At 29.4% G+C, this 25,651-nt stretch carries 20 protein-coding genes; 5 read left to right on the top strand and 15 right to left on the bottom strand.

Going from position 1 to position 25,651, the window contains the following annotated elements; translation table 11 throughout:
* Positions 1 to 2: 2 nt before the first annotated feature.
* Both KDK92_RS24035 and KDK92_RS24030 read right to left on the bottom strand, forming a co-directional pair.
* Positions 3 to 1,088, bottom strand: a complete 1,086-nt coding sequence (locus KDK92_RS24035) for a BMP family lipoprotein (RefSeq protein ID WP_250861971.1) — start codon at positions 1,086 to 1,088, stop codon at positions 3 to 5.
* 337 nt (positions 1,089 to 1,425) lie between these two features.
* Entirely contained in the window at positions 1,426 to 1,668 is a 243-nt protein-coding gene (locus tag KDK92_RS24030) for a hypothetical protein (RefSeq protein WP_250861970.1), read from the bottom strand.
* Between the two features lie 316 nt (positions 1,669 to 1,984).
* Here KDK92_RS24030 and KDK92_RS24025 point away from each other — a divergent pair, with 316 nt between their 5' ends.
* Positions 1,985 to 2,500: a hypothetical protein gene (locus KDK92_RS24025; RefSeq protein WP_250861969.1), complete on the top strand. Its 516-nt coding sequence runs from the start codon at positions 1,985 to 1,987 to the stop codon at positions 2,498 to 2,500.
* A gap of 490 nt (positions 2,501 to 2,990) precedes the next feature.
* On the opposite strand, the gene KDK92_RS24020 is transcribed toward KDK92_RS24025, so the two are convergent.
* The 4 genes from KDK92_RS24020 to KDK92_RS24005 all read right to left on the bottom strand — a co-directional run bounded on the left by KDK92_RS24020 (position 2,991) and on the right by KDK92_RS24005 (position 11,458).
* Positions 2,991 to 7,928, bottom strand: a complete 4,938-nt coding sequence (locus KDK92_RS24020) for a DNA repair ATPase (protein ID WP_250861968.1) — start codon at positions 7,926 to 7,928, stop codon at positions 2,991 to 2,993.
* Positions 7,929 to 8,015: 87 nt separating this feature from the next.
* Complete coding sequence (locus KDK92_RS24015; protein WP_250861967.1) at positions 8,016 to 10,031, bottom strand: flotillin family protein; 2,016 nt, start codon at positions 10,029 to 10,031, stop codon at positions 8,016 to 8,018.
* The gene (locus KDK92_RS24010) at positions 10,000 to 10,644 is read right to left on the bottom strand and encodes a YqiJ family protein (protein WP_250861966.1); all 645 of its coding nucleotides are present in this window, start codon (positions 10,642 to 10,644) and stop codon (positions 10,000 to 10,002) included. The genes KDK92_RS24015 and KDK92_RS24010 overlap by 32 nt, the downstream gene beginning before the upstream one ends.
* A 613-nt stretch (positions 10,645 to 11,257) precedes the next feature.
* On the bottom strand, positions 11,258 to 11,458 hold the full coding sequence (locus tag KDK92_RS24005) for a hypothetical protein (protein ID WP_250861965.1): 201 nt from the start codon (positions 11,456 to 11,458) through the stop codon (positions 11,258 to 11,260).
* A 3-nt stretch (positions 11,459 to 11,461) separates the two neighbouring features.
* Between KDK92_RS24005 and KDK92_RS24000 the strand changes: the two genes are divergently transcribed.
* Both KDK92_RS24000 and KDK92_RS23995 read left to right on the top strand, forming a co-directional pair.
* On the top strand, positions 11,462 to 11,761 hold the full coding sequence (locus KDK92_RS24000; RefSeq protein ID WP_250861964.1) for a helix-turn-helix domain-containing protein: 300 nt from the start codon (positions 11,462 to 11,464) through the stop codon (positions 11,759 to 11,761).
* On the top strand, positions 11,762 to 11,905 hold the full coding sequence (locus KDK92_RS23995) for a hypothetical protein (protein WP_250861963.1): 144 nt from the start codon (positions 11,762 to 11,764) through the stop codon (positions 11,903 to 11,905).
* 253 nt (positions 11,906 to 12,158) lie between these two features.
* Here the strand turns inward: KDK92_RS23995 and KDK92_RS23990 are convergent, their stop codons facing one another.
* The 5 genes from KDK92_RS23990 to KDK92_RS23970 all read right to left on the bottom strand — a co-directional run bounded on the left by KDK92_RS23990 (position 12,159) and on the right by KDK92_RS23970 (position 18,393).
* Positions 12,159 to 13,028, bottom strand: coding sequence for an SH3 domain-containing protein (locus tag KDK92_RS23990; protein WP_250861962.1), 870 nt, complete (start codon positions 13,026 to 13,028; stop codon positions 12,159 to 12,161).
* Positions 13,029 to 13,044: 16 nt separating this feature from the next.
* On the bottom strand, positions 13,045 to 14,181 hold the full coding sequence (locus KDK92_RS23985) for a hypothetical protein (protein WP_250861961.1): 1,137 nt from the start codon (positions 14,179 to 14,181) through the stop codon (positions 13,045 to 13,047).
* Positions 14,162 to 16,921 carry a hypothetical protein gene (locus KDK92_RS23980; RefSeq protein ID WP_250861960.1) on the bottom strand — a complete coding sequence of 920 codons (2,760 nt, stop codon included), beginning with the start codon at positions 16,919 to 16,921 and terminating at the stop codon, positions 14,162 to 14,164. Before KDK92_RS23980 ends, KDK92_RS23985 begins: the two co-directional genes overlap by 20 nt.
* Before the next feature lie 452 nt (positions 16,922 to 17,373).
* Positions 17,374 to 17,610, bottom strand: coding sequence for a hypothetical protein (locus KDK92_RS23975; protein ID WP_250861959.1), 237 nt, complete (start codon positions 17,608 to 17,610; stop codon positions 17,374 to 17,376).
* A 636-nt stretch (positions 17,611 to 18,246) separates the two neighbouring features.
* A complete protein-coding gene (locus KDK92_RS23970) occupies positions 18,247 to 18,393 on the bottom strand; it encodes a hypothetical protein (protein ID WP_250861958.1) in 147 nt (48 codons plus the stop codon).
* Positions 18,394 to 18,570: 177 nt separating this feature from the next.
* Between KDK92_RS23970 and KDK92_RS23965 the strand changes: the two genes are divergently transcribed.
* On the top strand, positions 18,571 to 19,524 hold the full coding sequence (locus KDK92_RS23965) for a hypothetical protein (RefSeq protein WP_250861957.1): 954 nt from the start codon (positions 18,571 to 18,573) through the stop codon (positions 19,522 to 19,524).
* A gap of 72 nt (positions 19,525 to 19,596) precedes the next feature.
* Here KDK92_RS23965 and KDK92_RS23960 read toward each other — a convergent pair whose 3' ends face one another.
* From KDK92_RS23960 to KDK92_RS23950, 3 genes are all read right to left on the bottom strand, one after another.
* The gene (locus tag KDK92_RS23960; protein WP_250861956.1) at positions 19,597 to 22,212 is read right to left on the bottom strand and encodes a hypothetical protein; all 2,616 of its coding nucleotides are present in this window, start codon (positions 22,210 to 22,212) and stop codon (positions 19,597 to 19,599) included.
* Between the two features lie 116 nt (positions 22,213 to 22,328).
* Positions 22,329 to 22,874, bottom strand: a complete 546-nt coding sequence (locus KDK92_RS23955; RefSeq protein ID WP_250861955.1) for a hypothetical protein — start codon at positions 22,872 to 22,874, stop codon at positions 22,329 to 22,331.
* A gap of 643 nt (positions 22,875 to 23,517) precedes the next feature.
* Positions 23,518 to 24,138, bottom strand: a complete 621-nt coding sequence (locus KDK92_RS23950; protein ID WP_250861954.1) for an adenylate/guanylate cyclase domain-containing protein — start codon at positions 24,136 to 24,138, stop codon at positions 23,518 to 23,520.
* A gap of 216 nt (positions 24,139 to 24,354) precedes the next feature.
* Between KDK92_RS23950 and KDK92_RS23945 the strand changes: the two genes are divergently transcribed.
* A complete protein-coding gene (locus KDK92_RS23945) occupies positions 24,355 to 24,771 on the top strand; it encodes a glycoside hydrolase family 73 protein (RefSeq protein WP_250861953.1) in 417 nt (138 codons plus the stop codon).
* Positions 24,772 to 25,452: 681 nt separating this feature from the next.
* Here the strand turns inward: KDK92_RS23945 and KDK92_RS23940 are convergent.
* Positions 25,453 to 25,602, bottom strand: a complete 150-nt coding sequence (locus KDK92_RS23940) for a hypothetical protein (protein ID WP_250861952.1) — start codon at positions 25,600 to 25,602, stop codon at positions 25,453 to 25,455.
* Positions 25,603 to 25,651 lie beyond the last annotated feature (49 nt).

Below are 25,651 nucleotides of genomic sequence, written 5' to 3'. Positions count from 1 at the left end.
TATTATTTTTCTAAACTTACTCCTTTAAAGCTCATTAATTCATCAAAATTACTTGGAACTTTAATTTCACCCTTTGCTATTGCTTCTTTGTATTGTTCTGCAAGTTCAATTACTTCAGTAGGAGTATTATTTGATGTGGATTCTGCTATTTCTAGTGCATTTTCCTTTAATCCCATTTGCACAACTTTCCCACCTTCAAATTCTCCATTAGCCACTTCCTTAACAACTTCGTATGTACCAACATCAACACGTTTTACCATACTTGATAAAAGAACATTTTTGTATTCTGGCATTGTTTGTGCTTGGTCCATATCTACTCCGATACACCATACATCTTTTCCACTATTTCTTAACTCCTGTGCTGCTGAAAACATACCAATTCCTGCTCCACCAGCAGCATGATACACAACGTCACAACCTTCATCATATAGCGATTTTGCCACTTCATAACCTTTGTTAACATCTACAAAACTCTCAACATACTTAACTGTTTTTCTATCCATCAGGTATTTTCCCGCTTCTGGATTAACACTCATCACTCCTGCTGCAAATCCCACTTCAAATCTATTAGTTAGTTCTATATCTCTTCCACCCATAAATCCAACTTTATTAGATTCTGTCATTTTTCCTGCTATTACACCCATTAAGAAAGAACCTTCGTGCTCCTTAAAAACTATTGACTTTACATTATCTAATTCTACAATATTATCTACTATTGCAAAGTTACTGTTCTCATAATTTTCTGCAACATTCTTAACAGCATCTACCATTTGGAATCCCGTAGCAAAAATCAAATCTGCTTCTTCATCTATAAGAGCTTCCATATTTTCTTCATAATCTTCTTTGTTAAATGATTCTATAACACTATACTTAACATCAAATTCTTCTGCAGCTTTTTTTATTCCTTTATCTGCACTTTGATTAAATGACTTGTCATTTACCCCACCTTCTGTAGTAACTAAACCTACTAATGCCTTCTTTGTGCTTGTCTCATTATTATTCTGAACATTTTCATTCCCGCATGCAGTAAGTGCTCCTACTATCATAGATGCCATAACCACGCTAGCCATAATTCTTTTAAGTCTCATATCTTATCATCCCTTTTCTTTTGTTTTAAAAAATCTATCTGAAATCAGCGACTTTTACATATTAACAGAATGCAGTATTAATTTCAAGATAAAATCCGAATATTTTTGTATTTTTCATAATTATCATTTGCATACCTAATAATTATGACACCCTTGGTGAATCAGTGAAAATCATTAAAGTGAAATGACTGGTACAATTTCACACTAATATGTAACATATTGATATAAGCAGATTACAAGTGATCATTTATTAAGGAAAATTTTAAATTTCTTTACTAATAAAAAATCACGTTTCCTAATTCAGAAACGTGATTTTCCTTGTTTATTCTATAATAATCTAAGTTAATTTTTTTATCATTACATCTTTATTTAATATGCATCTGTTCTTTGTTTCTAAATTAACAAGGAACTTATCAAATTCTTTGTATAACTCTTTTTTTAAGTCATTAACATATTTTATTCCTTTAATTAACTGAAGTTTTTCATCTATAAATATGTATAATGCTTCCTCTTCATTTTCTGCTGTTAGATTTATGGTATCCATCATATTATTCTCTTTAACATACATCATAAATTTCATTTATCAATCACACCCTTTATAGTTTATCTAATATTTTCCTTCAAAAAATATAACTCAAATTACAATTTATATAGACAATGTTATAATACCATTAAACACATTAATGTGCATAGGGATTTTTGTTAAAATTTCTAAAGAACTCAATAATACTGATATTAGCGATATATTGTTTTATTATTCACCAAAGGCTATAATAAAATTAATGTATTGAAAATACTGACATAAAAAACTTACTTACAAGTTAAAACCTTTGTACCTTATTGTTACATGAGGGTAACAATAAACACTCCCGGTGCAACGAGAAATTGGAGGTTTCATGTATAAAAAAACTAGAATACTTATAACTTTAATTGTTGTATTACTATTATCAAATATCGTCTTAGCATATAACTTTTATGATAAACGAAATAAAGAGCATCAAAGAGAACTTATTTTATATGCCCGTGCCACTATATCTATTGATGATGCAGTTAATTATATTGGAAAACTAAATTATCAATGGGATAGTTTAAGTAATACAAAAAAGATGGATTTGTTAGGTGATGCTCAAGTAGAACTTGTATCCGCACTTTATTCAATGTCTGATTCACTCAATTACTTTTCTCCACTAAAACTATATGTAGATGCCATTATAACAATGGAGCATAAAATAATAAACCATGATGACCCTGAGATACAAAAGAATTATATTAGCGCATTAAATAACGATTTTAGAGTATTATCAAAGTTCCTAGCTGAAAATAATATTTTAGAAATGACTTATGAAGATACTATCGAACATTGGGAAAATATACGATCAGAATTAAAAACAAAAGAACTATTCACTAATTAAATATACACTAAATAGGCTATTACAGGTATATACCCATAATAGCCTATTCTTTAATTCAAAATCAACTTTATTTTAAAACAGCTCTTTTTACTTTTAACCGTAATTGTATGGAAGTCACCCATCTTCTATAAGTGGGTGATGGATAATACTATTTTCAGAAGGATTCGATATGCTTCTGAAGATACTATAGCTTACAAGTGTAAAATCATCAGAAAATGTATATACTATAAGTATAAATGTTCTTTGATAACTAGATATATAAGGTTGTGATGGGTATACAAATAAAGCGAAAACCAAACTTAGCCTCCATCACGTAAAATATCTAAGGCAACTTAGAATACCGCAAAACGGTAACTACCCTAGGTCCTAGGGAAAGTCAAGCCTGTGGAGAACGCATAAGACCTGTATGGCGATGTTCTAGGAAACAGGAAAAATTCTAATACACGATACTAGAAGCCCCCAGTTCTGCGTGAGCAACTGGTGGGAGGGTTCACGATACCTCTTTACCTTTAGCCAGTATATCCTTAATCATTTCTAAATTATCCGTAAGGTTACTTAGAACCATTACTGCCTGGCCTATCTTATCATCACCTTTTACTAATTTGCTTTTGACAAATATCTTTTTAATTTCATCCCAACGTTTTTCTTCTTCACTATTTAAACAACCTACAATCTCTTTCCACTTAAGCATATTCGCCTCTGCTCCAGTTGTAAGCGTTTGAGAGTCATTCTCGTAGCTTGCAAGTACTTGCTCAAACAATTCTTCTTCATTCATAATAGAAACAACTTTCTCTGTAATCTTATTCATATTTCTATAAGAACCTTGAAGTTTAAAAGGTGGTTCATTCCTATACTCATCAGCTTGGGCTGCTGAATATATATATTCCATATTAACCTTTAATACCACATCTCTTACAGTAAAGAGCTTTTCTATTACAGAAATATATTCATTTAGCTCGTCTATGGAGTAAGTACCTTCAAAATTAACATTTTCTCTTTCAACCCCATTAGCCATTTCAATAAGGCCATATAAATCCTTCTGACTTCTATTTGATAGTTTACTGAGTACAGGATTAGAGGTTAAGCTATTTTCAATATAACTAAGCTTAAATGCTTCTTCATTCTCTCTAAGCATATCTCCAAGATTATATACATCAGCTCTATTAGAAAGCATATCTGGTATCTTAAATTTTTCACCACTTTCTGTATAAGGATTACCAGCCATAACGACAGCTACCTTCTTATCTCTTAAATCATAAGTCTGCCCAGCCCCATTGTACACCCCTTCAATCTTTCGTTGGCCATCACATAATGATATGAATTTCTGTAAAAATTCCGGATTACAATGCTGAATATCATCAACATATATCATTACATTGTTGCCCATCTTAAGTGCAAGATTGAGTTTTCTCAGTTCATCCCTAGCACTAGTATTATTAGCCTTCTCTGGATCTAATGATGTCACTTCGTTGCCTAATGAAGGACCATTAATTTTAACAAGGATAATACCTAGTCTGCTTGCTATATACTCCATCAAGGTTGTTTTACCATAACCCGGCGGAGATACTAGCAATAACATTCCCATTAAATCAGTTCGCTTATTATCACCCACAACACCAATTTGTTTAGCTAGATTATCCCCTATTAATGGCAAATAAACTTTATCTATTAACTTATTTCTAACAAATGATGAGAGTACTTTTGGTTTGAAATCATCTAAATGGAGCTCATCTTTAAACTGTTGTACAAGTTCCTTTTTAATATTTTGGAACTTGAGATAATCATTAACTACAAACTCACTGTAGTATCTTAGCTTATGCATAAACTTCGTATAAGCTATGGCATATTTGCCTCCATCAATTGTTCTGTGAGTTCCAACCAATCCAGTTATGGTTGTCTTCGTATCTACATTAATAACTCTACCTAAGTTGGCATTATTCTCAATTAACATAACAATAACTTCATCAAGCACACCTGATAATTCTTCCTCATCCAAAGCTTCAAATATACTGATATTATTTATACCATTCAACCTGTAAGCGTTAACCCATTCTTTAATTAGATAGAAAACCCCTTCTATGTCCTTCAAACTATTTTTTACTGATAATGAGAATTCATCAAGGACATTCTTATCTCGTAGGAAACTCATAAATTCATCATATATTCTCTTAGCTTCTTTACTAACTACAAATTCTTCACCTTTCATAATCTCCTTACAGAGATATTCAGCCGCATCAGGGATATATTTGTTATCAAAGAATGTTATGTCCTTATAGGTATTTTCAAGTTTTTCAATTATATAAGGAAGATAGTTCTCCAAATTTGGTGATGAGTTAAAATGCATAGAAACCTTAGCTAATTCTTTTAACCTACTTGTTAGCAACTCCTTAGTTTCATCATCCACTAACCGATTCCAAAACAATCTCGCTAAAGCTCTAACCTCACTCTTATATATTAATAAATCTATATTCTGATGTAATTCCAGCAATGCTTTTAATATCTTTGCACCATCATTATCATGTACCCCTTTAGTGTATCCCTCTTGATACCTCGGCTCCATAAACCTTTGAACAACTTCAACTAATTGGGTATCTGTCTTTGAATACAAAATATCTAAGCTTTCAAATTGCTTATTTCTTGCTCCTTCAAAGATTGAATAAGCGAGATATTCACCTCTATAAACATCTCTATTCTCTGATACGATACTCTGTTCAAACACACTCTGGTACTTCTCTATATCCTTATGAACTACCTTATCCCAGAAATCTGTTCCTGTTATATGATAATACAATTCATCATTCTTTTGTACCATGGAAAGATCTATAGCTTTTGTATTTACCGAGAAGTGATTCTTGCCCAATTTTATGACATTTTCTCCATCTACATACAGTTCTTGCTTATCCTTTAACTGACGAATGGTATCCTCTTTTAGCGTCTTTAATCTTGAACTAATCTCATCAGCCTTAACACTATCTCCGAGATTTCTTAATTCAGAGATAATATCCCTAACCTTCTCAGCCATTATATCAGTAGCTAGATATCCATTAATCCCCTCAACAGTATCGAAACTCTTTAACCTATTAGCTATTCCGTTCATAATACGTTCAGATGAGGTAAATAATCCAACCATTCGTTTATTTAACTTATCTAAAAGCGACTGTTTCTTGCTTTCAAAGGCATTATATAACTCTTCTCTTTTTTCACTAAGTTTTAGTACATAATCATCAAATTCAGCAAACTTTCCTTCTAATTCCTGTATTTGAACCATAACCTTATTAAGATACTGATCGCATTTATCTACTGTATCTGAAACATCTAAATAATTTACTACAGCTTGACTAAGCAATTTCATTTGGGAGTTGAACTGTGTAGACATTTCACTTTTAGAAAATTCCTCTACCCTTGTTTTTAACCTTGCCTTGGCATTATTAATCAAAGAGAACAATGATGAAATCTTCTCTATTATCTCTGTTGTCATGGTAGGATCATCAATCTTAAAGTTACCTAGAATATCTATGAGAAGTTCTAAATCGCTAGAGGTTTCATCAATCTTTTCTGAAAGTTCTTTTCCTTCTTTTGATTTATTAACCTTGTCAATGCCATCTTGTAACTCTTGTACTTTGTCAGAGTAAATCTTAAGCCCTTCTGGCTGGATTAAGAACTCAACACACTTCTTAGAGAATTCCTCATTTTTTTCTTTAACTCTAGTGTCAAGTGAATCAACGATTGTAAGGTCCGTATATCTTAAATCCCTTAGTGAGACAATCTTACCTCTAAGATTTCGTATATCAGCTAATACCCTTACATATTCGTCAACTGTATAAAATGTTCCATATTCTAGTTTTTTGAGGAGTTCCTCTGATTCATTTTTTACATCACTTATTTGCTTTTGGGTTGAATTCTTTATTCTTACTACTTTTTCAAACTCACCAATTGCAAAAGCTGATGTCTCTTTTATACGTATAAGCACTTCTTTTAAATTATACGCTTCTTGTTTATCTAACCAAAAATACGTATCAATTATTTGTTCTGATTCTTTTACTATATCAATGTAGATACTCTGATAGCTCTCACCTTTTTGAATGAGTTTGTATACAATCTTACAATCAGCCATACAGTTGACGATATCCTTATTACCGATATTAAATAAGATTGAATCGGTGTTACCTTCACTTACATAATTTTTACCCACATAAGGTGTTTGCCATATCTGTATCATATGATTCTTTCTTGGTTCATTTTCATGTTTAAATACAATCATTTCTCCATTATTGAAATGTGAGTATCCGCTGCAAACAATTGGCATTTCTATTGTTTGCTCTATAATGTTATATGAATATACTAAATATATACCGCTTTCGATGTTATAAAAAATATACTGATAGTCTTCACCATTAGATGAACTAATCATCTGATCAAATACTGAATTCTCAGTTGGAACATCAAATATTTTATATTCACCGTTCTGCAGATAATATCCTTTTGGGAAAATGAGTCCATGGTTCCCGGGGAGGAGCATACAAGTATCTTTAATTGAATCGATTCTTACAACATTCTTTAATTTGTTGTTAAAAACGAAGTACCTATAATCACTTTCCTTAAATGGTCGAATTTTAAGAATTATTATTTCACCTAAATCAGCATAGAATATCTCAGCATCATCAAGGTTCTGGTCCTTATCCTCAACATCTTCTGAATAAATTCCCTTACCTATCTCAGTATTATCCTCAACTTTGATTGTTAGATCTCCATTAATGGTTTCCACAAAGACCTTATCCAAAATTGAAACATGAGGATAAACACCGCTCCGCTGATCATCCCTTGTTGCTTTAACAAAATTGAATTCATTTTTATTGATAAACTTAACTTCATGTTCACTTCTGCAGTCAACATATATCAGCTTACCACCCTCCATCAGCCATTTAAAAGCTTTAATATCAGTGGCATTCTTTCCAGTTTGAAAAATCATGTAGAAATACGGTTCTATTATAGTAAACTTTGCAAAAAAAGTATTCTTATAATACTTATACAGCTCATCAAAATCTCTTAAGAACTTCTCGTCATTTATTAACTCAAAGGACTGCTTCTGAAATGAATGGTCTTTATATTCATATATCGAAAATACATCACTCAGTTCAACCTTAGATTTAAGACCTATATGGACATTGTAACCAAAGATGAAACAATCATCCACTGGAGCCATGTCTCTAGGTATACAGTTGTGCTCTGTTAATATCCTCTCGCTGCTGAGAAGCTTCGTTTCAATTGAACCGAAAACCTCTTTTCTCGCAGCGTTAAGACCTTCAACACGTTCCGTCAAATCATTACCGTGTTTTATAAGACGATTCTTAATGACCTCATATGTGCTGTTCTCCATATCTTTATTTTCATTTTTACCATTTATATCTTTATTCTCAATAGCGCCCAACTTTATCTACCTCATTCACGTGTAGTTTTGGCATGTTGAAGAAAATAACAAGTCAAATATACGAGTATACTGACTTGTTATTTTCTTTTACTTGCCTTGTATCATATTTGCTGGAATATTACCAACCCCTGCTTTATTAACTGTATCTAATAATTTACCCAGCATTGTCTTATCAGACCCGTCAGCATCCTTCATCATCTTTTTCACTGCACCAGCTATTGACAGGTTCTTTAGATCTTCTGATGTAAGGTTAAATCTATTTGTTAACTCCTGTAATTGTTTCTTAAAGTATTCTGGATCACCAGTGATAAATGTCTCTTTGATATCAGTAAGTACTTCACTGTTATCTACAAGACGGTCAAATGATTTACCCTGAGTGATAGAACCAATAATTTTATCAAAGAACATTGTCTCTCCACCAACGATATCGATATTAGCTGATTTAAGAGCTTCGTTGATAACAGCAGCTTGAGATTCTGCAATATCCTTCTGGATGTTGATATTAGCAAGTTCAATCGCCTTCTCTTTTTCAAGCTTAAGTTTGAACTCCTCATGTCCTCTACCAACTTCATCAAGAGCCTTCATGCTCTCAGCTTTTTCTTTGATACCTTCTGCTTCTGCCATGTACTTCTTCTTCAGTATATCAGCTTCAACTGTACCCTCTTTCTCTTTTACATCAATCTTAGCGGTATCACCTTTAGCCTGTGCCAGTGCTTTTGCTTCAATAACTTTTGATTCTGCTATACCACTAGTGGATTCCTCAAGAACTTTAGCATCAACGATAACTTTAATTGACTCTGCTTCTTTCTGTGAAGCTTTAAGTTTAGCATCCGCATCGATAATTGTCTTCTCAGCAATGCATTCAGCAGCTTGTTTTGAAGCCTCTGCTGTTCTAACTTTAATAATACGTTCCTTTTCAGCCTCTTCTTCAGCTTTTTTGATAGCTACAGTCTTATAACGCTCTGCCTCTGCTATTGCACGTGTATCTTTGATTCTCTCTTCTTCAACAACAGTATCTTTCTCAACTGTTACTCTCTCTCTAATAACTGACTGAATATTTTTCTTTTCAACTTCGACTTCTTTCTCCTTATCAATAACGGCAAGTTCAACTAATTTGTCTTTCTCTGTTCTTTCAAGTAATCTTTTTCTATCAACTCTTTCATTCTCAACTGCTTCTGTACTTTCTTTTGCTTTCATAGCTACAATTACTTGTCTCTCTTTATTTTGCTCAGCAACTTCAATTTCTTCATCTGCTTTAACTCTTGCCATTTCTGACTTAAATCTCTCTTCCTGAGCTACTTTTTCCGCTTCTGCTGTTTCTCTAGAATTAATAATAGAGATTTCTCGCTTCTGCTTAGCCTCAGCCTCTGCATTTTGCTTTTCAAGTTCTAATATTGCTTCTCTTGCAGATACATCCTGTTGTTTTATAGTTTTCTCTTTATCTCTCTCAATCTGGTTAGCTAATATCAGCTGTTTTGCAGTAAGCTCAGTTATTTTCTTAATTCCCTCTGAATCTAAAATATTATCACTATTTAAGAGATTAACGTCAGTTTGTTCAAGATAATCGATGGCAGCATCATCCATAACATAACCGTTTAAGTCAGTTCCGATAATTTGAAGAATCTCATCTTTAAAAGTCTCTCTTTCAGTATAAAGCTGAACAAAGTCAAACTTCTTACCAACCGTTTTTAATGCTTCTGAGAACTTAGCATCAAAGAATTCCATCAAAGTTGTAGGATCAGATGCCTTCTGACATCCTAAAAGCTGTGCAACTTTAAGTACGTCTTCTCTTGTTTGATTTACTCTTACAAAGAATGCAACTCTGATATCAGCTCTAAGGTTGTCTTTACATATCAGACCGTCTTTACCTTCTCTAGCAATCTCAACTCTTTTAACAGAAATATCCATAACTTCGTATTTGTGTACGATTGGTACTACAAACATACCACCAAAGGATACCTTCTGCCCACCAACACCATTTCTTATTATAACTTTACCCTGCTCTACCTTATGGTAGAACAAAGAAAACAATGCCAGTAATCCTGCGACTACTGCAATAACTGCTACAATACTAACTAATAGTACCTGAATCAAATAACTCATTTTTCTTCTCCTCCATTTTAACTATATAATATATATTTTTATCAGTGTCTTTTCTGATAACAAATGCAACCTCATCTTTATGGAATGACTCTTCATGGAATTCCGACTTCACATTTATCACTATTGAAGCTCCATCTCTTTTTATCTCCGCTTGTCCTAATCGTCCATTTTCCAAATCGCACTTAAGTATGCATTCATGTTCAATTACTTCACGCCCTCTTTCCTCCTGCACACTGCTGTCATTGAAAATTCCCTTTAAGGGAACCGTCTCATACTTTGTGATAAACATACTAACCACCATAGCAGGTAGCAGCAATACCGCATTTACTGGACCTCCAGAGACTATTGGTAGATAATACATCAACATAGCTATTATCCAAAAATTTAAAATTAAAATACTAAAGACCAACATAAAAGGTAATTCCGCTAAATTTAGAAATGATAATACTGCATAGAATGGACCTGAATTATCAGCACCATCTAGCTCAAAATCTAAAAAATCAAAACCTAATGCCCCGAAAATAACGCCGATCCAATAGAAAACTACTATTAACAACAACACAGTTGGAATAATATTTATCCCTGTAAAAGCATTTTTTAACAACTCAGTCATAACAACCCCCTTTATCACCGTCACCACAGCTATGTACTACTATCTTCCACTCCATTTTTTTCACTTCTCCCAAGGTCACTATGAATTCTCCATATTCGTGGAATGTTGACCCAATATTACTATTATATAATTTAATTATAAATATATGTTATTATATTAAAGATAAAATGTAAATAATAAGAATGAAAATCATGGAAATATATTAATAATTAGGTAAATACAAATGCATAAGAAATAGAGTTTTAATATTTTTAAATAGTTACACAAACTTATATCTCGTTGTTTTTAAATCTCTGGCATTCCTCAAACATGTAATTCCCTTCAATTCAAATTAAGACTGTGTGGATATTATGCCTGTAACACTGTGCTCCCACTTTGTCTATATCTCTTCCCCTGTAGATGCTAACATTCTTCCAATTGTAATACTGATACCCACCTCCACTCCGTCTGTTATCCAAATACCAACATTAACAGTCATCACCCTAAATATATTGCCTCAATATTTGTTCAGCTTGATCATGAAAACATAGCTGCAAGAACTTGTATCGACATGTTTGATAATGTTTTTGTTTACATTATTTTAGTTAACATAATCTCATATATGTAAATATGACTATTCTAGGGTGTTTCTTGTTTTGTGGTCCTTCATCTTTAACATTCTATAATTAGCATAAGCTATTATATCGCCTATTGCACTCTTTCTTGGGAGTATCAGTATTTTTTCACCTTTAGCATATTTTACTGCGTTATATCCTGGAAATGTTCCTGTGTATATTGCTTCTTCTCGTCCTACCAAAATGCGAACTTTTGTCAAACTATGGTTATCAATCTATATAATTCATTGTATTCTCACCTTCAAGAGGATACCCTTGGTAAAAGAATAAAAAAAGGTAGGATGGTATTAGGATTGTCCCAAAGCGACTTATGTGAACTGATTAACATTGGAAGACGCACCATAGATGAGTATGAAAATGATAAAGTTATTCCTTCAAGAGATGTTATGTTTAAACTTTGCATTTTTTTAGGTAAAGACCTAATTATCGGTGATGATGAGTATTTGAAATTTATAATTAATGATTATAGTAAAATGCTTTTTGAATGGAGAATTAAAAATTAGTTGTCCGTGCTCGATGAAGCTAAACTTCTTGATACTGATAGGAGTAATATTTATAGGTGGGATAAGGGTGAGATGGTTGTTTCGAGGGATAGTTTTGAGAAGATTAGGGGTAAACTGAGCTTTAAAAGAACTAAGGAACTTTAATTGCTTCTTAGTTCTTCTATTTTCTTTTTATTATTTATATATCATCGATAAAAGGAAAAATGAACACAACCTTTTTCCTTAACGCGGCTAATTTTAATATCAGGTATAGTTTTCAAAATCTTCAGTTAAATACACAGATGTTTATTTATTGTTAAGATCTTAATAAGTCAGGTAATTTATTTTTGACTAAAATGCAATATTCCCTAATCTTATAAATAATATTTACGCCCGAATATACTATATAAACAAATACTCATTCAGTATTTGTACTAATATCTATATACTTACTATACACAAATCCTGCATATTCCCCTGTAGACACTAATATCCATTCTTCACTAATATCTTCATATATAACATTAACTTTTTCGTTCTTATGAATAGCACAGTAGATATTTCCTTTGCTAACTTTAGGTTCTTTTCTTAAATTTAAAGATTTCGCATTTACTATTGCATATTTTGAGGTTTTTATAATATCTTTAGGGTTAACAAAAAATTCTTCTCCATTATCAAATATAATTTTTATAAAATATTCATCTTTAACTAAAATAAAATCATCTTTATATGCTTTAGTATTATTATTTTGTACTTTACTTTCCACAGTTAGTACTTTTTTATTTTCATCATATTCATATACTTTTGCGCTACTATTTAGGTATACCAAATCATCCTCACTAAAATTATGATTCCATTTATTTTCTACACTCTTAGCACTTGTATTACTTGTATCTTCATTCCCTATAAAGTCTTTCACATATTCAATGTTCATTAATTTAGTGAAATATTGGTACTTAGTTATATCTAAGTTGGACTGCTTAGCTAAAAATAAACTTATAACTGTAATTCCTATAGATATAAGCAAACTTTTTCTAAACACCTTTTTTTTACTATCACTCTTCTGAGATTTCTTATTAAATATTGATGCAATATTATCTGAAAAATCTGATAATCCCCTTAACCCATTTGCTATTGAAGCAATTTTATACAATATGCTCGTTAATATAGCAATTACTATTTTAAAAATAAATAGTAAGGGCTTTATAAAAATTTTCAATAATAATATTATTGAAATAAGCGAAGTAATAAATATTATTGCCCCAAATTCAATCCACAAGTTCGACAATACAAACTACCCCCTCTTAGTCATTTTCCCTTTTTCCAAATTTCCCTTTATATTTATTCTTTCTTTCTTCTACCTCCTCTTTACTTTCATTGGTTAACCGTTTTGTCTCTCGGCTATTTCCACTGAGATGGTTATCACTGGAAGTATCATCTAATCCAAACACCTGCTTAGTTAAAGATTCAATCTCATAATCATCCAATCCTTCTTCTCTCATTTTTAAGATTATATCCAATTTTTGTTTGTTAATTTCCAGTTTAGCTTTCTCAATTTCAACTCTCTTAGCAATGTCATTTGAATCAGCTGCTTGAACCTTATTATAAAACTCTTCATTTAACAAGGCTAATTTTTTAGGATCATCAATATATTGTTCTACTGATGCTAAAACCTTGACTCTCTCTTCTATTCTTTTCCTGTCTATTTCATTTTCAACTTTAACACCTTCAATTTCCCTACTCTTTTTAACTATATTCTCAATCTTATTCTTTTCAACTTCTAACCCACTCATTTCATCTTTTGTAATAACTTCATTTTCTAATATCCTAACACTTCTTTTGTTGTTAAATCTCATCTGACTTTCTTCTTTAAATGCCTTACTACCTGTAACATTTATTTCACACTTATCAATTAATATACCATAGTTCTCTATTTGTTCATTTAAAGATTCAAATGATATAACTCTAAATGAATTATCTATTACATCCTTACACAAATCATATTCATAAACATCAAATTTAATATTTCTTTCTAAGACTTTTTTTATATATTGAATTACTGTATTTTTAATAAGTTCTTTAGAGCCTTTACCCAAATTTATATTTTCACAAACTTTTAAAGGATTATTAATTTTATACTTCAAGCTATAAATCACATAATAATCATCATTAGTTTTTAAACAATTATATTTATATTCTCCATCAATATGCTGTGCATTTTTTTTAAGTACAAATCCTTTATTGTACTTGAATTTTATCAAATCAGATGTTTTAGGCATCTTATTTCCAAACTCAAACACATCGTGTTTTCCAGTAGATTCATTTAGTAATACATGATACTCTCCCATAGAAATATTAATATCATTAATCTTTCTGTTAATAGAAAATAACTTCGTCACGCTTTTATCAATTTCATAATCTCTAATCAATAAGTCCTTCATTTAAAAGTTCTCTCCTTTCATAATTATCTTCAATAACATTATCTAAAACTATATCAATTAAATTTTTCTCTGCTTTAAACTCCCTACTGTATTTTCTTAACCAGTAATTAATTTTAGGGAAAAATGATTTCCTATATCTTTTATCACTTAATTTAATTTCCTTTAGTACTAAGGTTAGAATATTTTCAATAATATCAACTTTTTCATCTAGATCTTGTTTTTTTTCACCAATAAACTTTATTTCATTGAATATATACTCAATGAAATGCTTGAGCATAAATTTATCCTTTAAAATCAATTCATATAGTGGCAGTATTTGCTCCTCTAATAAGTCGATATTTTCCGAATATTCAATCACAAAGCAATAATCACTCTTATACATGTTGTAGTACAGAGCATTTAGATATATATATTTAGATTTAGTTCTAAAAAATTCATCCTCTTCACAATCAAAACACCAATTTTCCAGAGCTTCTAATGCAATGTACCTATTATCTCTTATTACTTTATGATCAATCATTAAACTTAAACATAATGAACATTCATCAATCTCTTTTATTGAGGATGCTTTCTCAATGTAATGTCTTAAAATCATAATGGTCCTAAAAGGATATTTTTTATGAAGTGTTTTAGGAATCGAATTCAACACTATTTTCTTAACTCTTTGCTTTTTAATTCCCTTAACTCTTTCAATAAATTCGATTATAAAATTCTCATTATCAATCTCTATTAAAGCATTTATGAGTGTGCATATATTTTTTATACCGTACTTCGAATTCTTCTTAACCAATGGACTTAAAATTGTATTTATTATAGTTTTCTTATCATTGATAAATAAGTATTTAAAACTCGGTATAAATAGTTGAACCAATACTGGATTGAAATATAAAAATCTCTTTAATATCCATTCTCTAATTACTTTGTATATACTTGTATAATTCTCAAGAAGATTTTCTAATACTTTTTCGTAAAATTGAGTATTTTCAAATTCAATGAAACTTTCTTCAATATCTCCATAATTGCTTTTTATAATTTGTACTTCTTTTTTAGCATTAATTTTCTCTGCCACATATGAGTCATTCTTTAACAAGCGCTCTTTACTCATGAATTCTTGTCTTTCTTCTTCATTAACAAGTTCACTAAAGTTTAGCATCAGACTTTCACTTAAGTCATTAAATAGAGGCTTGTTTAATTTGCGAAATAAACTTAAGCATAACAATTTACAAAGCACATCTAAATCATTTTTATTATTCTCTATTGTATTTCTAGCCTCTTCTTTTAAATTTGCAGGGTATGCTTTTTTAGCTTGTGAAGCAAATTCAGGATGCTGTGGATCTTTTTCCAAAATATTTCTTACATAAACAGCTATAAGGCTAGGACTTATTGGAACTTGCTTTAGTTCTTCAAATATTTCAGCCTCTTTCAATTTTTCAATATACTTTTTATACTTTTTAGAGGATTTCTCAAAGAATTTTATCTTATTTTTCATGATCTTTTCTAAGTTTATATCCATATTCCAAGAATAATAATACTCATTGTATTTTTTGTCATCAAAGCTATCCTGCGAAATAATTACCATGTACGAATGCTTTTTTTTCAACTCTAGATTAATTTCATCTAAGGTATTCTTTTTATTTAAGTCAAACAGATCGCTTATATGCATTCTAATAATGTAAGATTTGTTGTAGGAAATATTTTTATCTTTCAAATATTTTTTTAAATTGTATAGTTTTATACTTTCATCTACTTGAGAAAAATAAAAAATTTCATTTTTCTTTTTTAATTCCCTGAGAAGTTTAATTGCTGTTGATCTTTTACCACGGGATTTTTCTGAACCTATTATAATTAATCTTTTATTTTTATTTCTATCAAAATCTCCCTTTATTAGTTTATATTTATCTCCTTCCTCATATGTTGAAATTATTTCCCCTATATCATCAGTAGTAATATATGATTTTTCAATTTCAATACCATCAATATCAAAGTAAGTTTTCTTTTGATATATTCTTCTTTCATCATAACTTCTAGCTGACTTAATAAATGAGTAATCTTTTAAGATTTCATTATTGTTAAAACTCTCGTTTTTAATATGGAACTTTTGAAAATTCATGTTTTCAATAGCTTCACTCATATTGGAATTTTTATTTTCATCATTTGTCTCATCATATTTAACTTGCTCTTCTTTTTCACCTTTAGTATCTAACTCTTGATTTTTATCTTCGGATTCAAAAGCATCTGGTTGCTCAAGACTCAAATTATTATATTTATTATTACTGTGTTTCTTTTCGATTTCATTTAATTTTTCTGTAATATCATCTTCATGTAACCCTCTAGTAATATAGATAATCACACAATTAATGAAGTTTTTAAATATTTCATATACCATCTCTAAATTGTATCTATTTTTATCTTTTCCTAGTGAAGAATGTGATACATCATTACCTTTCTCTCTTACAACCTCCATACTAAAAACGAAATCTTTATCATCTATGTATTTTAGTTGACTAGCAATTGTCTTTGGACTTCCACTTCTTGATACTGCTGGCTTGTATTCTAAAGCTTCAACCATTAATGCAGTAATCGCTTCCCCTGCTTTCCTTAATCTTTGAATAGCATCACAATAATTTTTGCTATCCCTTAACAAATGATCATAAGCTGCTTCAATATCTACTTGCACTTCTAATGGTAAATAAAAACATAATTCATTAAGTGTTTCTTTTAACTTAGGATTATTATCCATAATCAGCTCCTTTATTGATATTTTAATTTTATGCTTTACTTATACTTTTTATTTTTACATAAAGAAAGACTAAAACAGTTTAATAACATTTTAGCCTTAGTGTAAAATTCTTTAATTTAAATTCTATTTTATATCCCATTTCATTATTTATTTTTTTCGAAGTCTAAATAAAATCTTATAAGTGGTATTATACACGAGTTATTATTACTGTTATTAACAAACTTATCTTGATTGGATTTATTCCCTCAAATATCCCAATGGCAAATATTTAATCTAACAAAATTATAGGTATAAATATCGCTGTTATTTTATTCACTTTTCTATCTCATTCAATTCTTTTATATTCATCCACTGAAGCTAATCGCTCTGTTACCTCTTCATATAAAATATTGTTTTGAAAGATATTATCCCAATAATTATAAAGCTTCATGCCTAATTCATCCTTATTGCTTCTATACTGACATTTCTAAAAAATTAGCAACTGTCGCAGGACATTTTAAATTTAACTTATCTATACTCATTCTCCCTGAATCTATTATTTCAACATACTCTATTAAATCATCTGTATATTTAGGAAACGCACCATTTATTAAGTATACCGTTACCAAATAAATTGATGCTAGTGAGTCAAAGTCTGTAGAAAAATGTATAATAATATTATAAACTTTTCCCTTAGGTACAGGAATCAAATCCTTTGATATTGTATCTAATGAAGTTGTACACGAAAATCTCTTTTCAAATGATGATGACTATAACACCATAATGTAATTTATTACCAATATCTAAACAAATATATCTTCATTTATATTATGTACAGAGGTCCATGCCCTAAGAAACATTATTTAAAAGTTATATCATTAATTTTTATCACCCTCTTTAGTATTCTTAAACTAACTTAATTTATTAATAAATTTTAAAAATTATATATCCATTAATAATACTATTACTTTTTCCTATAATTAATGCACCATTTCAGTAATATATATTAAAATTTCAGTTTCACTTATTGCTCACTTACTTAGTTCCTTTACTATCTTTTTTGCTTTATTTTCCTTTTAACATTGAAATTATTATACATATTTAAGTTTGTAAATTAGTTTATATGCTTTTTTAAATCCAACAGTGACATGCTCAGCTTCTTTATAAGAAATATCTAATTTCCGATCTTTATAACATCACCATAGCCAATACCAACACCTAATAAAAGCTTGTTATTTTCAGTTCTATTTATATTGTATAATCTTAGTCTCCTTAGAATTTGAATAGCTGTTTTAACACAATATTAAGATTCTTAAATGTAGCTATAAAACTATCTCCTTAAGATTTTAATAATAACCCCTCATTTTTCTAAATTCTTCTTTAGTTTTATTTAGAGCAATTACTTTATCTTTTATTATTATACTTCTCATTTCTAAGATTCTAACTTTCTCACTTTCAGTATTTTTTAAGAATTCAGTCCATGCTACTAGCATATCTTTTCATCACTATTTTTTTGTTTTGGTATTTCAATGAAATATATTTCCATTACATTCGTTAATAACACAACAACACATAACTTGTATTTATAGTAAATACTTTACTGAAATGATATAATGTACTCATGATATTGTGTACATTTATAAAAATATTACCTAGGAGGATAAGTCTTTATGAACATAAATGATTATAGAGATTATTTACAAGAAACATCTTTTTATCATTTAAAAAATTGTATGTTAAGCCATGAAAATAAGGAATATTTCTCATGTGCAATATGGGGTGCTGTTTTTATAGAATCATTTTTAAACCAACTATCATATGATTTAGATATTTCAAATAGTAAATCATATGACCTTAATGGTTCAATACAAAGATTAAATCAATATAATAAAAATCATTCTGCTACTTTCCCTTCCATTCCAAATGAAATTATACAAAGATGTGATAATATTCGAAGCACCAGAAATAGATTAGTTCATCATACTGGATTACCAAAGACGACTTTGGTTGAAGATGCTAAATTTATAACTGCTGGGATAGAAGTAATCTTAAATTGGTACAAAACTTTCTCTACACCTAAACATGAAAAAATCAATGAACAAATAATAGAAAAACCCGATAATAAAGTTCCTGTATTTCTAAGCACTATTACTCCTCACACTCCTGAACAAGAGTATTTTATTCAAACTATTATATACAAGCTTGAGTCTATTGGAATAAAAATAGTTCGTGCTAACCTTACTGTATATGATAAACATGATCCTATAGGCAAAATCAGAGAATTAATGAGCCAATGTAAAGGTGCCGTAATATTAGGACTTGAAAAAAGTCACGCTTATTTTTTAAGAGAAAAAGAAGGGACAAGTCATGAAACTGAAGAGGTTCATCGCAAATATACTTCTGGTTGGCTACATCTAGAAGGTGGACTTGCTAATGCACTTGGTTTAAAGGTTTTTGTTTTATGTCAGCACGATGTATGCAGTGATGGAATTTTCGATAGGGTGTGGAACACTTATACAGTGGCTGATATAAATACTCCTTTAGACGAAGACTCACAAGAGTTAAACTTGTTCCTTGATCATGTTAAGTCTTGGACAAACTCAGAACTAAATTCTTTAAAATAGATCATATTGTGGAAAGAAAAAGTGATATTAACTTTTTCTTTCCAAATCAAATTTAAAATCTCTTTTAGAAGCTTATCTCTTCCGATAGAAAAATATTATAACAATTAAAAATACCATAAGAGAGAATGTAGAAAAACATCCCCAACCTATACTTAAAGCTCCAACCATCTCTTCTGTAGCTGGTATCCATTTTAACTCAAATACTTGTCTACCACTTGTCATATATCCTGTATCATATAATCCTGCTATTGATCCTATAAAAACCATAGGAAATGTTATGGCTGATATAAGTGTTAATTGATTTGACATTTTTGCTTTATAATAATCATCTACTGCTGATAACTGGCTATAAATCTCATTATATAAATCTGTATTTTCAAAAATTTCTGTCCATTTCTTATAAAGTACAGTTCCTATCTTATCTTCAGTTACCTCACTGAACCACCCTTGTGTTGTGAAATTAACCAGTAACCCTCTTAATCTTTGTATATCTCTTTTTTGGCTTTTTTTATCATATACAGATAGTTTATTGTCAAAAGCTAGTAAACTCAATCTTTGTTGTAATGCTATTAAAAATAAATAAAAATCGTTTTTTCCAAAATAATCATGAATACTTTTTTTATTTTTATTTCTTCCACATTCATTAATACATTTCAACTTATTTGATTCACCATTCTGGTCGCTTGTACAATTTTCACACTTATCATTATCGTCAATAATAAGTAGTGCACCTCCATTTTTACTAAAACCATAATAAGTATTTTCGTCTGCTTTAATAATATCTCTATCTATGAAATAATTCATATATCTAGAATTATGATTAACGCCTTTCCAGTTCATAGAATTCATCTGCTTATATATCATTTTCTTATGCTTTTCTTCATAATATATATTCGATTTTATACTAATGCCAGAGAAGAACATTACTTTTTTCTTCTCTACAACATATTCTTTTATTTTTATTCCTTCAATTAGTTTATTGAATATTCTTTCTTCAATAGTATTATTGCTTAAATCATACTTAATATTAAGAATCTCATCAAAACGCAAATTGCTCTCTTCATTTTGAATTTCAATATCAAAATGAATGAAACCTATTCCATATTTAAACACAATAATATTAAGGATATTATCTGATATATTCAGGGTTTTTCCATTAACTTCATTAAGCATATTTTCTCTTATCAAGCTTTTTATGTCATAAGAGTATTTATTACAGTTAAAACTACGATTTCCAGAATTACTTTCTTCAATGGAATTTTCAAATAAATATGTTTGTATTGGTTTACAAAAATATTCTTTAATTTCATCCTCTTCTAGATTATTTCCTTTAATCTTATTGAGTTTTTTGCATAGTTGAGTATATTTCTTTTCATCAATTGTGAATGGTATAACATATTTTATTAAATAATCCTCTACTAATGGAGCAGTAAAATTATTAACAATATGCTTTATTTCACTAATACTCATAAGACTTCCTATTCTTGGAGAATCAACTATTGTGTAATCAAAATTTCTTCCATCATACCATGGATCATCATTATCACACCATTCTTCTGGGAACCTAGACTTGCCCCTATTCCTCCATAAACTTACTCTACTTTTAAAGTATTCTTTCTCCTTAAAGCATTCTCCTTTTTCAAGTGCCTCTCCTAACCCTTTTAATGAAACATCACTTCTAGGATTTACAGATATAATAACTCTATTAACATTAATGTCCCTATGCTTAATTCTTTTTTCTTGATGCTCTCCTTTTAATATTTGTGATAGAATAAATGTAAAAATAAATCCTTCTCCTAAAGGAGCAGTTTTATCTTGTCTTGCCCAATACTTATGAAGAATACACTTTGATTTTCCATTCCAAAATAAAGCATCCACCTCTTTTAATTCATTCTCATAGCTATTTTTTATAGGTAGCTTCACTTTACTTTCATAACATATTTCAGCATTCTTTCTCTCTTCTAAGTAAAGATCATAATCTTTCTTTAAAAGCATCAATTCTTCTTCAAAAAGATCTGTTTCTTTTGATATATCAACATTATCTAAAAATTTTTCTTTTTTATCTAGTTTACTTAAGCACTTTAGAATTACTTCAATCAACTTAAAACCTTTTTGAACTACTTCTTCGTTAATATCATACTTATGTGTTCTTTCTCCTTTTTCTTTCGCCTCTTGAGCTTTTTTCTCTTCATATTTATTTTTTTGATTATTCTGTCTTTTAAGAACCTCATCTAGTGCATATGGTATGAAACAAGGATTAATTATTTCATTGTTTTTATATTCCATTCTTCCGGAATCAATTTGTTCAACACAATCTACTATGATTGACATATCCTTATGTAACTTTTCATTATTTAGGTACTTACTAATAATGAAGGCAGAAACAATACAATCAATATCTGGTTCGCTATGAAGTACAATTTCAACTTCGTCCTCTTCTATTCTTTGAAGATATTCTTCTATATCGTCTTTTTCATTGTAACAAATACTTGCTACACTAATAGGTCTCTCTTTATTACTATCGTACTTAGAGTATTCTTGATGATTATCAATAATTATATTTTTATAATCTAAGGCATTCCCTACATCTAAGAATATTCTATTGCTCTTTGGTTTTAAGATATCTGATTTTGACTCACTACTAACAGTGGATCCTTGTCCAATAAATTTAAATTGTACGTTTTTCATTCTCTTCTCCTTTCAAATTTCATATTCTTTTAATTAACTCGTATATGAAATCATAACTATTATCAATATTTAAGACTTTTTTACCATTTTACGATTTTTTTGTGTTCCCTTTTTTCCTATATTCCTCTATAGCTTTCAATTTCTTTAACATCTTCAATAAATTCTACCTTTACATTATTTTGTGATATTACAATTCTTAATACAAGTAACTCCTTCTGAGCCTTAGAAAAGTAATAACCATAAAGACTACCTTCAATCTCCATTATATCCGCTAACAAAAACTCATCACTAGTATCATCTTGTCTTTTTATTGAAATCTCTTTAATTCTACTGATTAACTCTTGTACATCTTTCTTATTTTCCTTTTCCATTCTTTCATTAATTACAAAGGCAATTTCTTCTAGCATCTTTTGAGATTTCTCTGTAACTTCTTTATTTTTAATACTTTTAAAACAAGATACAACTAATGGAATATACCTCTCTAAACATTTTTGTTTATTAGAAATCATTGTTACCATATGCATTAAAGTAACTATAATATTATATAAAAACCTTCCATTATGAAGATTATCAACATAAATAGTTAGTCCTTTTAATGCTTCTTCTAAAACTTCATTATATTGATTTTTCCTTAAAAGTACAAAGACCCTATTATAGTACACTTGAACTAAATAATTTTTATCTGGGAGCTTTCCTTCTTTATCTAATCTTTCTCTTATTTCTATTGCTATTTGATAGTCTTTTAATTCCTCTTCTAATCTATTTAAATAATATTTCAGATGCTTTTCTATAATCCTCTAATGCACATTCTAATATATTTAATTTCTCACTTTTTAATTCTCTCTTATCTGATAGTTCTTCTTTTTTATCCATAATTTCTCTTATCTTTATTAATCTAAACCAATCATTTGGTAATTCCTTTAATTTATAACTAAGACTTGTAAGAACATCCCCTCTATTCCTTTACACTTTAGCTAAATAGCTTTTATCTGTTACTTTATTTGAAGTCCAATGATTGGTTTATCATAGGCTTACCCTTTAAAGCTAATCTCATCTGTTCTCATCTCGCATCAAGTATAACTTCAGCACACTTTTCTTTACATTCTAGTATCAATTTATAGTATAAATCTTTTGGAACTCCATTTGGCAAACTACCAGCTATAAGTACAATATCATTTTGGTTTACAATAGAATTAATTTTGTCACTTTACCAATTTAAAAGTCATTTACAAGGACTTTATTATCAACAGCAGTATTCATAGTTATGGTTATTATTTATCTTATATTATTCTCTTTTTTCCTATGTTACTTAAACTTTAATTTATAAACTTTTCCAATATTATATTCTGTGGTAATTAATTCATAGTTATATAGAAGTTCGTATTCATTTATATAATTCCTAACCTCTTCTGAAATTAAAATTTCATTAGGTATTCCTATATCTTCTCCAAGTTTACTAGCTATATTAAGCTCTACACCGAATATATCATTATTACTTACTTTTAAGACTTGTCCATATCCAATACCTACACTCATGTGCAGCTTTAAACTTTCAGCTTTTATTTTATTACTTACCCTCAAAGCATTTTGAATTTCTATAGCACACTTTACTGAATCCTTAGGATTTGGAAAAAGAATTACAAATGTATCCCCAATTGTTTTTAAAATCTCTCCATTGTTTTCTTCTACAATAGCCTCTGTTAAAATCATAGCTTCATATATTAATGAAATAAAATTCAAAATTCCTCTCTCAATGGAATTACTAGTAAATCCGCTTAAATCAGTAACCATAATACTATAGGTTTTTCCATACTCATTCCATATTTTTTTATCTATGAAAACAGTATCTGAAGAAACCTGCCTTTTATTAATCATTTCTTCAAATTCACTTGAAAATAATCTTATCTTTGTTTCTTTAATAGGCATGAACTCCCCCCCTTTTTTCTCTCCTATAAAAATTCCTTATTCCTATTTTTTTACATATACTATATTTTAACATATTGAGTTTATAAATGTTGTAGTTTTATTGCTACTAAAATATTTATAGACTTATAAAAAAAACTTCATACTAGGAGATAGTTTTAATGAGAATTACAAACCAAATAACTTACTGCATATATTCATATTGAAGGAGGTGATAAAATGTGTTTCAAGTCAAAGGTCATTTCTTTATTATTACCTTATGCAAAAAAGATTGACGAAAAATATTCACTTTTGCCATCAGTAACTATCGCTCAAGTAATACTAGAAACTGGATGGCTAAAATACTGTAAAGGGAATAATCTATTTGGTATTAAAAGGACTAGAAAATCTGGTTTTGAATATGAAGAACTTCAAACTTATGAATGGATAAATGGAGTTAAAACTCCTATGATGTGCTTATTTAGAAAGTATAACAGCTATGAAGATAGTTTTGATGATTATGCTGAGCTTCTATCTAAAGCATCTAGATATATACCTGTTATTAACTCAAAAGACTATTATGAAGGCTGTCATAATCTTTATACTTGTGGATATTGCACTGACCCTGATTATCCTAATAAACTTATATATAATTGAGGAGAATGAGCTATATAAATATGATTAAATTAAAAGTAAGATTACTAAAAGTAACAATGAACTAATTAATAAACTCCAGGAGAACTTAAATTCACTTGGGATATTAGCTTATGAAAATAAACCTCTTATTGTTGATGGGATAATAGGGCCCATAACCAAAAGCTCTATTGAAAAGTTCAAGATGATATGTGATTTAAAAGGAAATGACATACTTGATAAGGAACTTCTAAAGATTACAAATAGTATACTTCTATACAATAGACTTTTATCTGAAGTTGATTAAGAAGCTTATATATTTATATATTTTCTATAAATCTAAGACAACAAAACCTTAACCCTTATAAGATTTTAATCTTCCCAATCAATTTCTCTATATGGTCGCTTTGGACAAACTCAAGAGCTGCTCACTATTCTCATAAGATTGTGATATTTATTTATCTTTCTAAAGACTCTATTATTTATCAGCACTTGAACTTTTCCAAAGATTTTATTTTATTATCCTTTAAAGCAACATTATTTAACCTACTGTTATCATAATTTAAATTTTTATTGTATATTACAAATAAATCAAATTCCCCATTTATTCATTTGACAACAATAAGTTTCTCCCCCCCCTTCCCCCCTCTTAAAAGAAGAGTTATCTCTCCCCTTAAGACACCATTTCTATATGGAAACTTTGGACTATCTTAAACCATGTTCGTTCCTCACATCCTTAAAACTATTCCAAAGTATTGTATATCTCATGGCAGTGGCAATAGCATGTCTACTTTCTAATAAACATGTTATTGCCACTGCTAAATTTAAATTCCTTACGATTAAATATCTTTTCATGTTGAGACTGCTTTTTAAATATCTTTATTAAATACTTTATTCTTTGAAT

It is taken from the genome of Oceanirhabdus seepicola, assembly GCF_023684385.1.
Classification (GTDB): domain Bacteria; phylum Bacillota; class Clostridia; order Clostridiales; family Clostridiaceae; genus Oceanirhabdus; species Oceanirhabdus seepicola.
This window is presented reverse-complemented; position numbering and strand designations above follow the sequence as displayed.

Bases quoted from the DNA above. Each gene is read 5' to 3' on its own strand.
- KDK92_RS23960 (WP_250861956.1), bottom strand. From the start codon at position 22,212: ATGAAAAACGTACAATTTAAATTTATTGGACAAGGATCCACTGTTAGT.
- KDK92_RS23985 (WP_250861961.1), bottom strand. From the start codon at position 14,181: ATGAAGGACTTATTGATTAGAGATTATGAAATTGATAAAAGCGTGACG.
- KDK92_RS24035 (WP_250861971.1), bottom strand. From the start codon at position 1,088: ATGAGACTTAAAAGAATTATGGCTAGCGTGGTTATGGCATCTATGATA.
- KDK92_RS24000 (WP_250861964.1), top strand. From the start codon at position 11,462: ATGGTTATCAATCTATATAATTCATTGTATTCTCACCTTCAAGAGGAT.
- KDK92_RS24025 (WP_250861969.1), top strand. From the start codon at position 1,985: ATGTATAAAAAAACTAGAATACTTATAACTTTAATTGTTGTATTACTA.
- KDK92_RS23945 (WP_250861953.1), top strand. From the start codon at position 24,355: ATGTGTTTCAAGTCAAAGGTCATTTCTTTATTATTACCTTATGCAAAA.
- KDK92_RS23970 (WP_250861958.1), bottom strand. From the start codon at position 18,393: ATGCTAGTAGCATGGACTGAATTCTTAAAAAATACTGAAAGTGAGAAA.
- KDK92_RS24010 (WP_250861966.1), bottom strand. From the start codon at position 10,644: ATGACTGAGTTGTTAAAAAATGCTTTTACAGGGATAAATATTATTCCA.
- KDK92_RS24030 (WP_250861970.1), bottom strand. From the start codon at position 1,668: ATGAAATTTATGATGTATGTTAAAGAGAATAATATGATGGATACCATA.
- KDK92_RS24015 (WP_250861967.1), bottom strand. From the start codon at position 10,031: ATGAGTTATTTGATTCAGGTACTATTAGTTAGTATTGTAGCAGTTATT.
- KDK92_RS23980 (WP_250861960.1), bottom strand. From the start codon at position 16,921: ATGGATAATAATCCTAAGTTAAAAGAAACACTTAATGAATTATGTTTT.
- KDK92_RS23965 (WP_250861957.1), top strand. From the start codon at position 18,571: ATGAACATAAATGATTATAGAGATTATTTACAAGAAACATCTTTTTAT.
- KDK92_RS23950 (WP_250861954.1), bottom strand. From the start codon at position 24,138: ATGCCTATTAAAGAAACAAAGATAAGATTATTTTCAAGTGAATTTGAA.
- KDK92_RS23940 (WP_250861952.1), bottom strand. From the start codon at position 25,602: ATGAAAAGATATTTAATCGTAAGGAATTTAAATTTAGCAGTGGCAATA.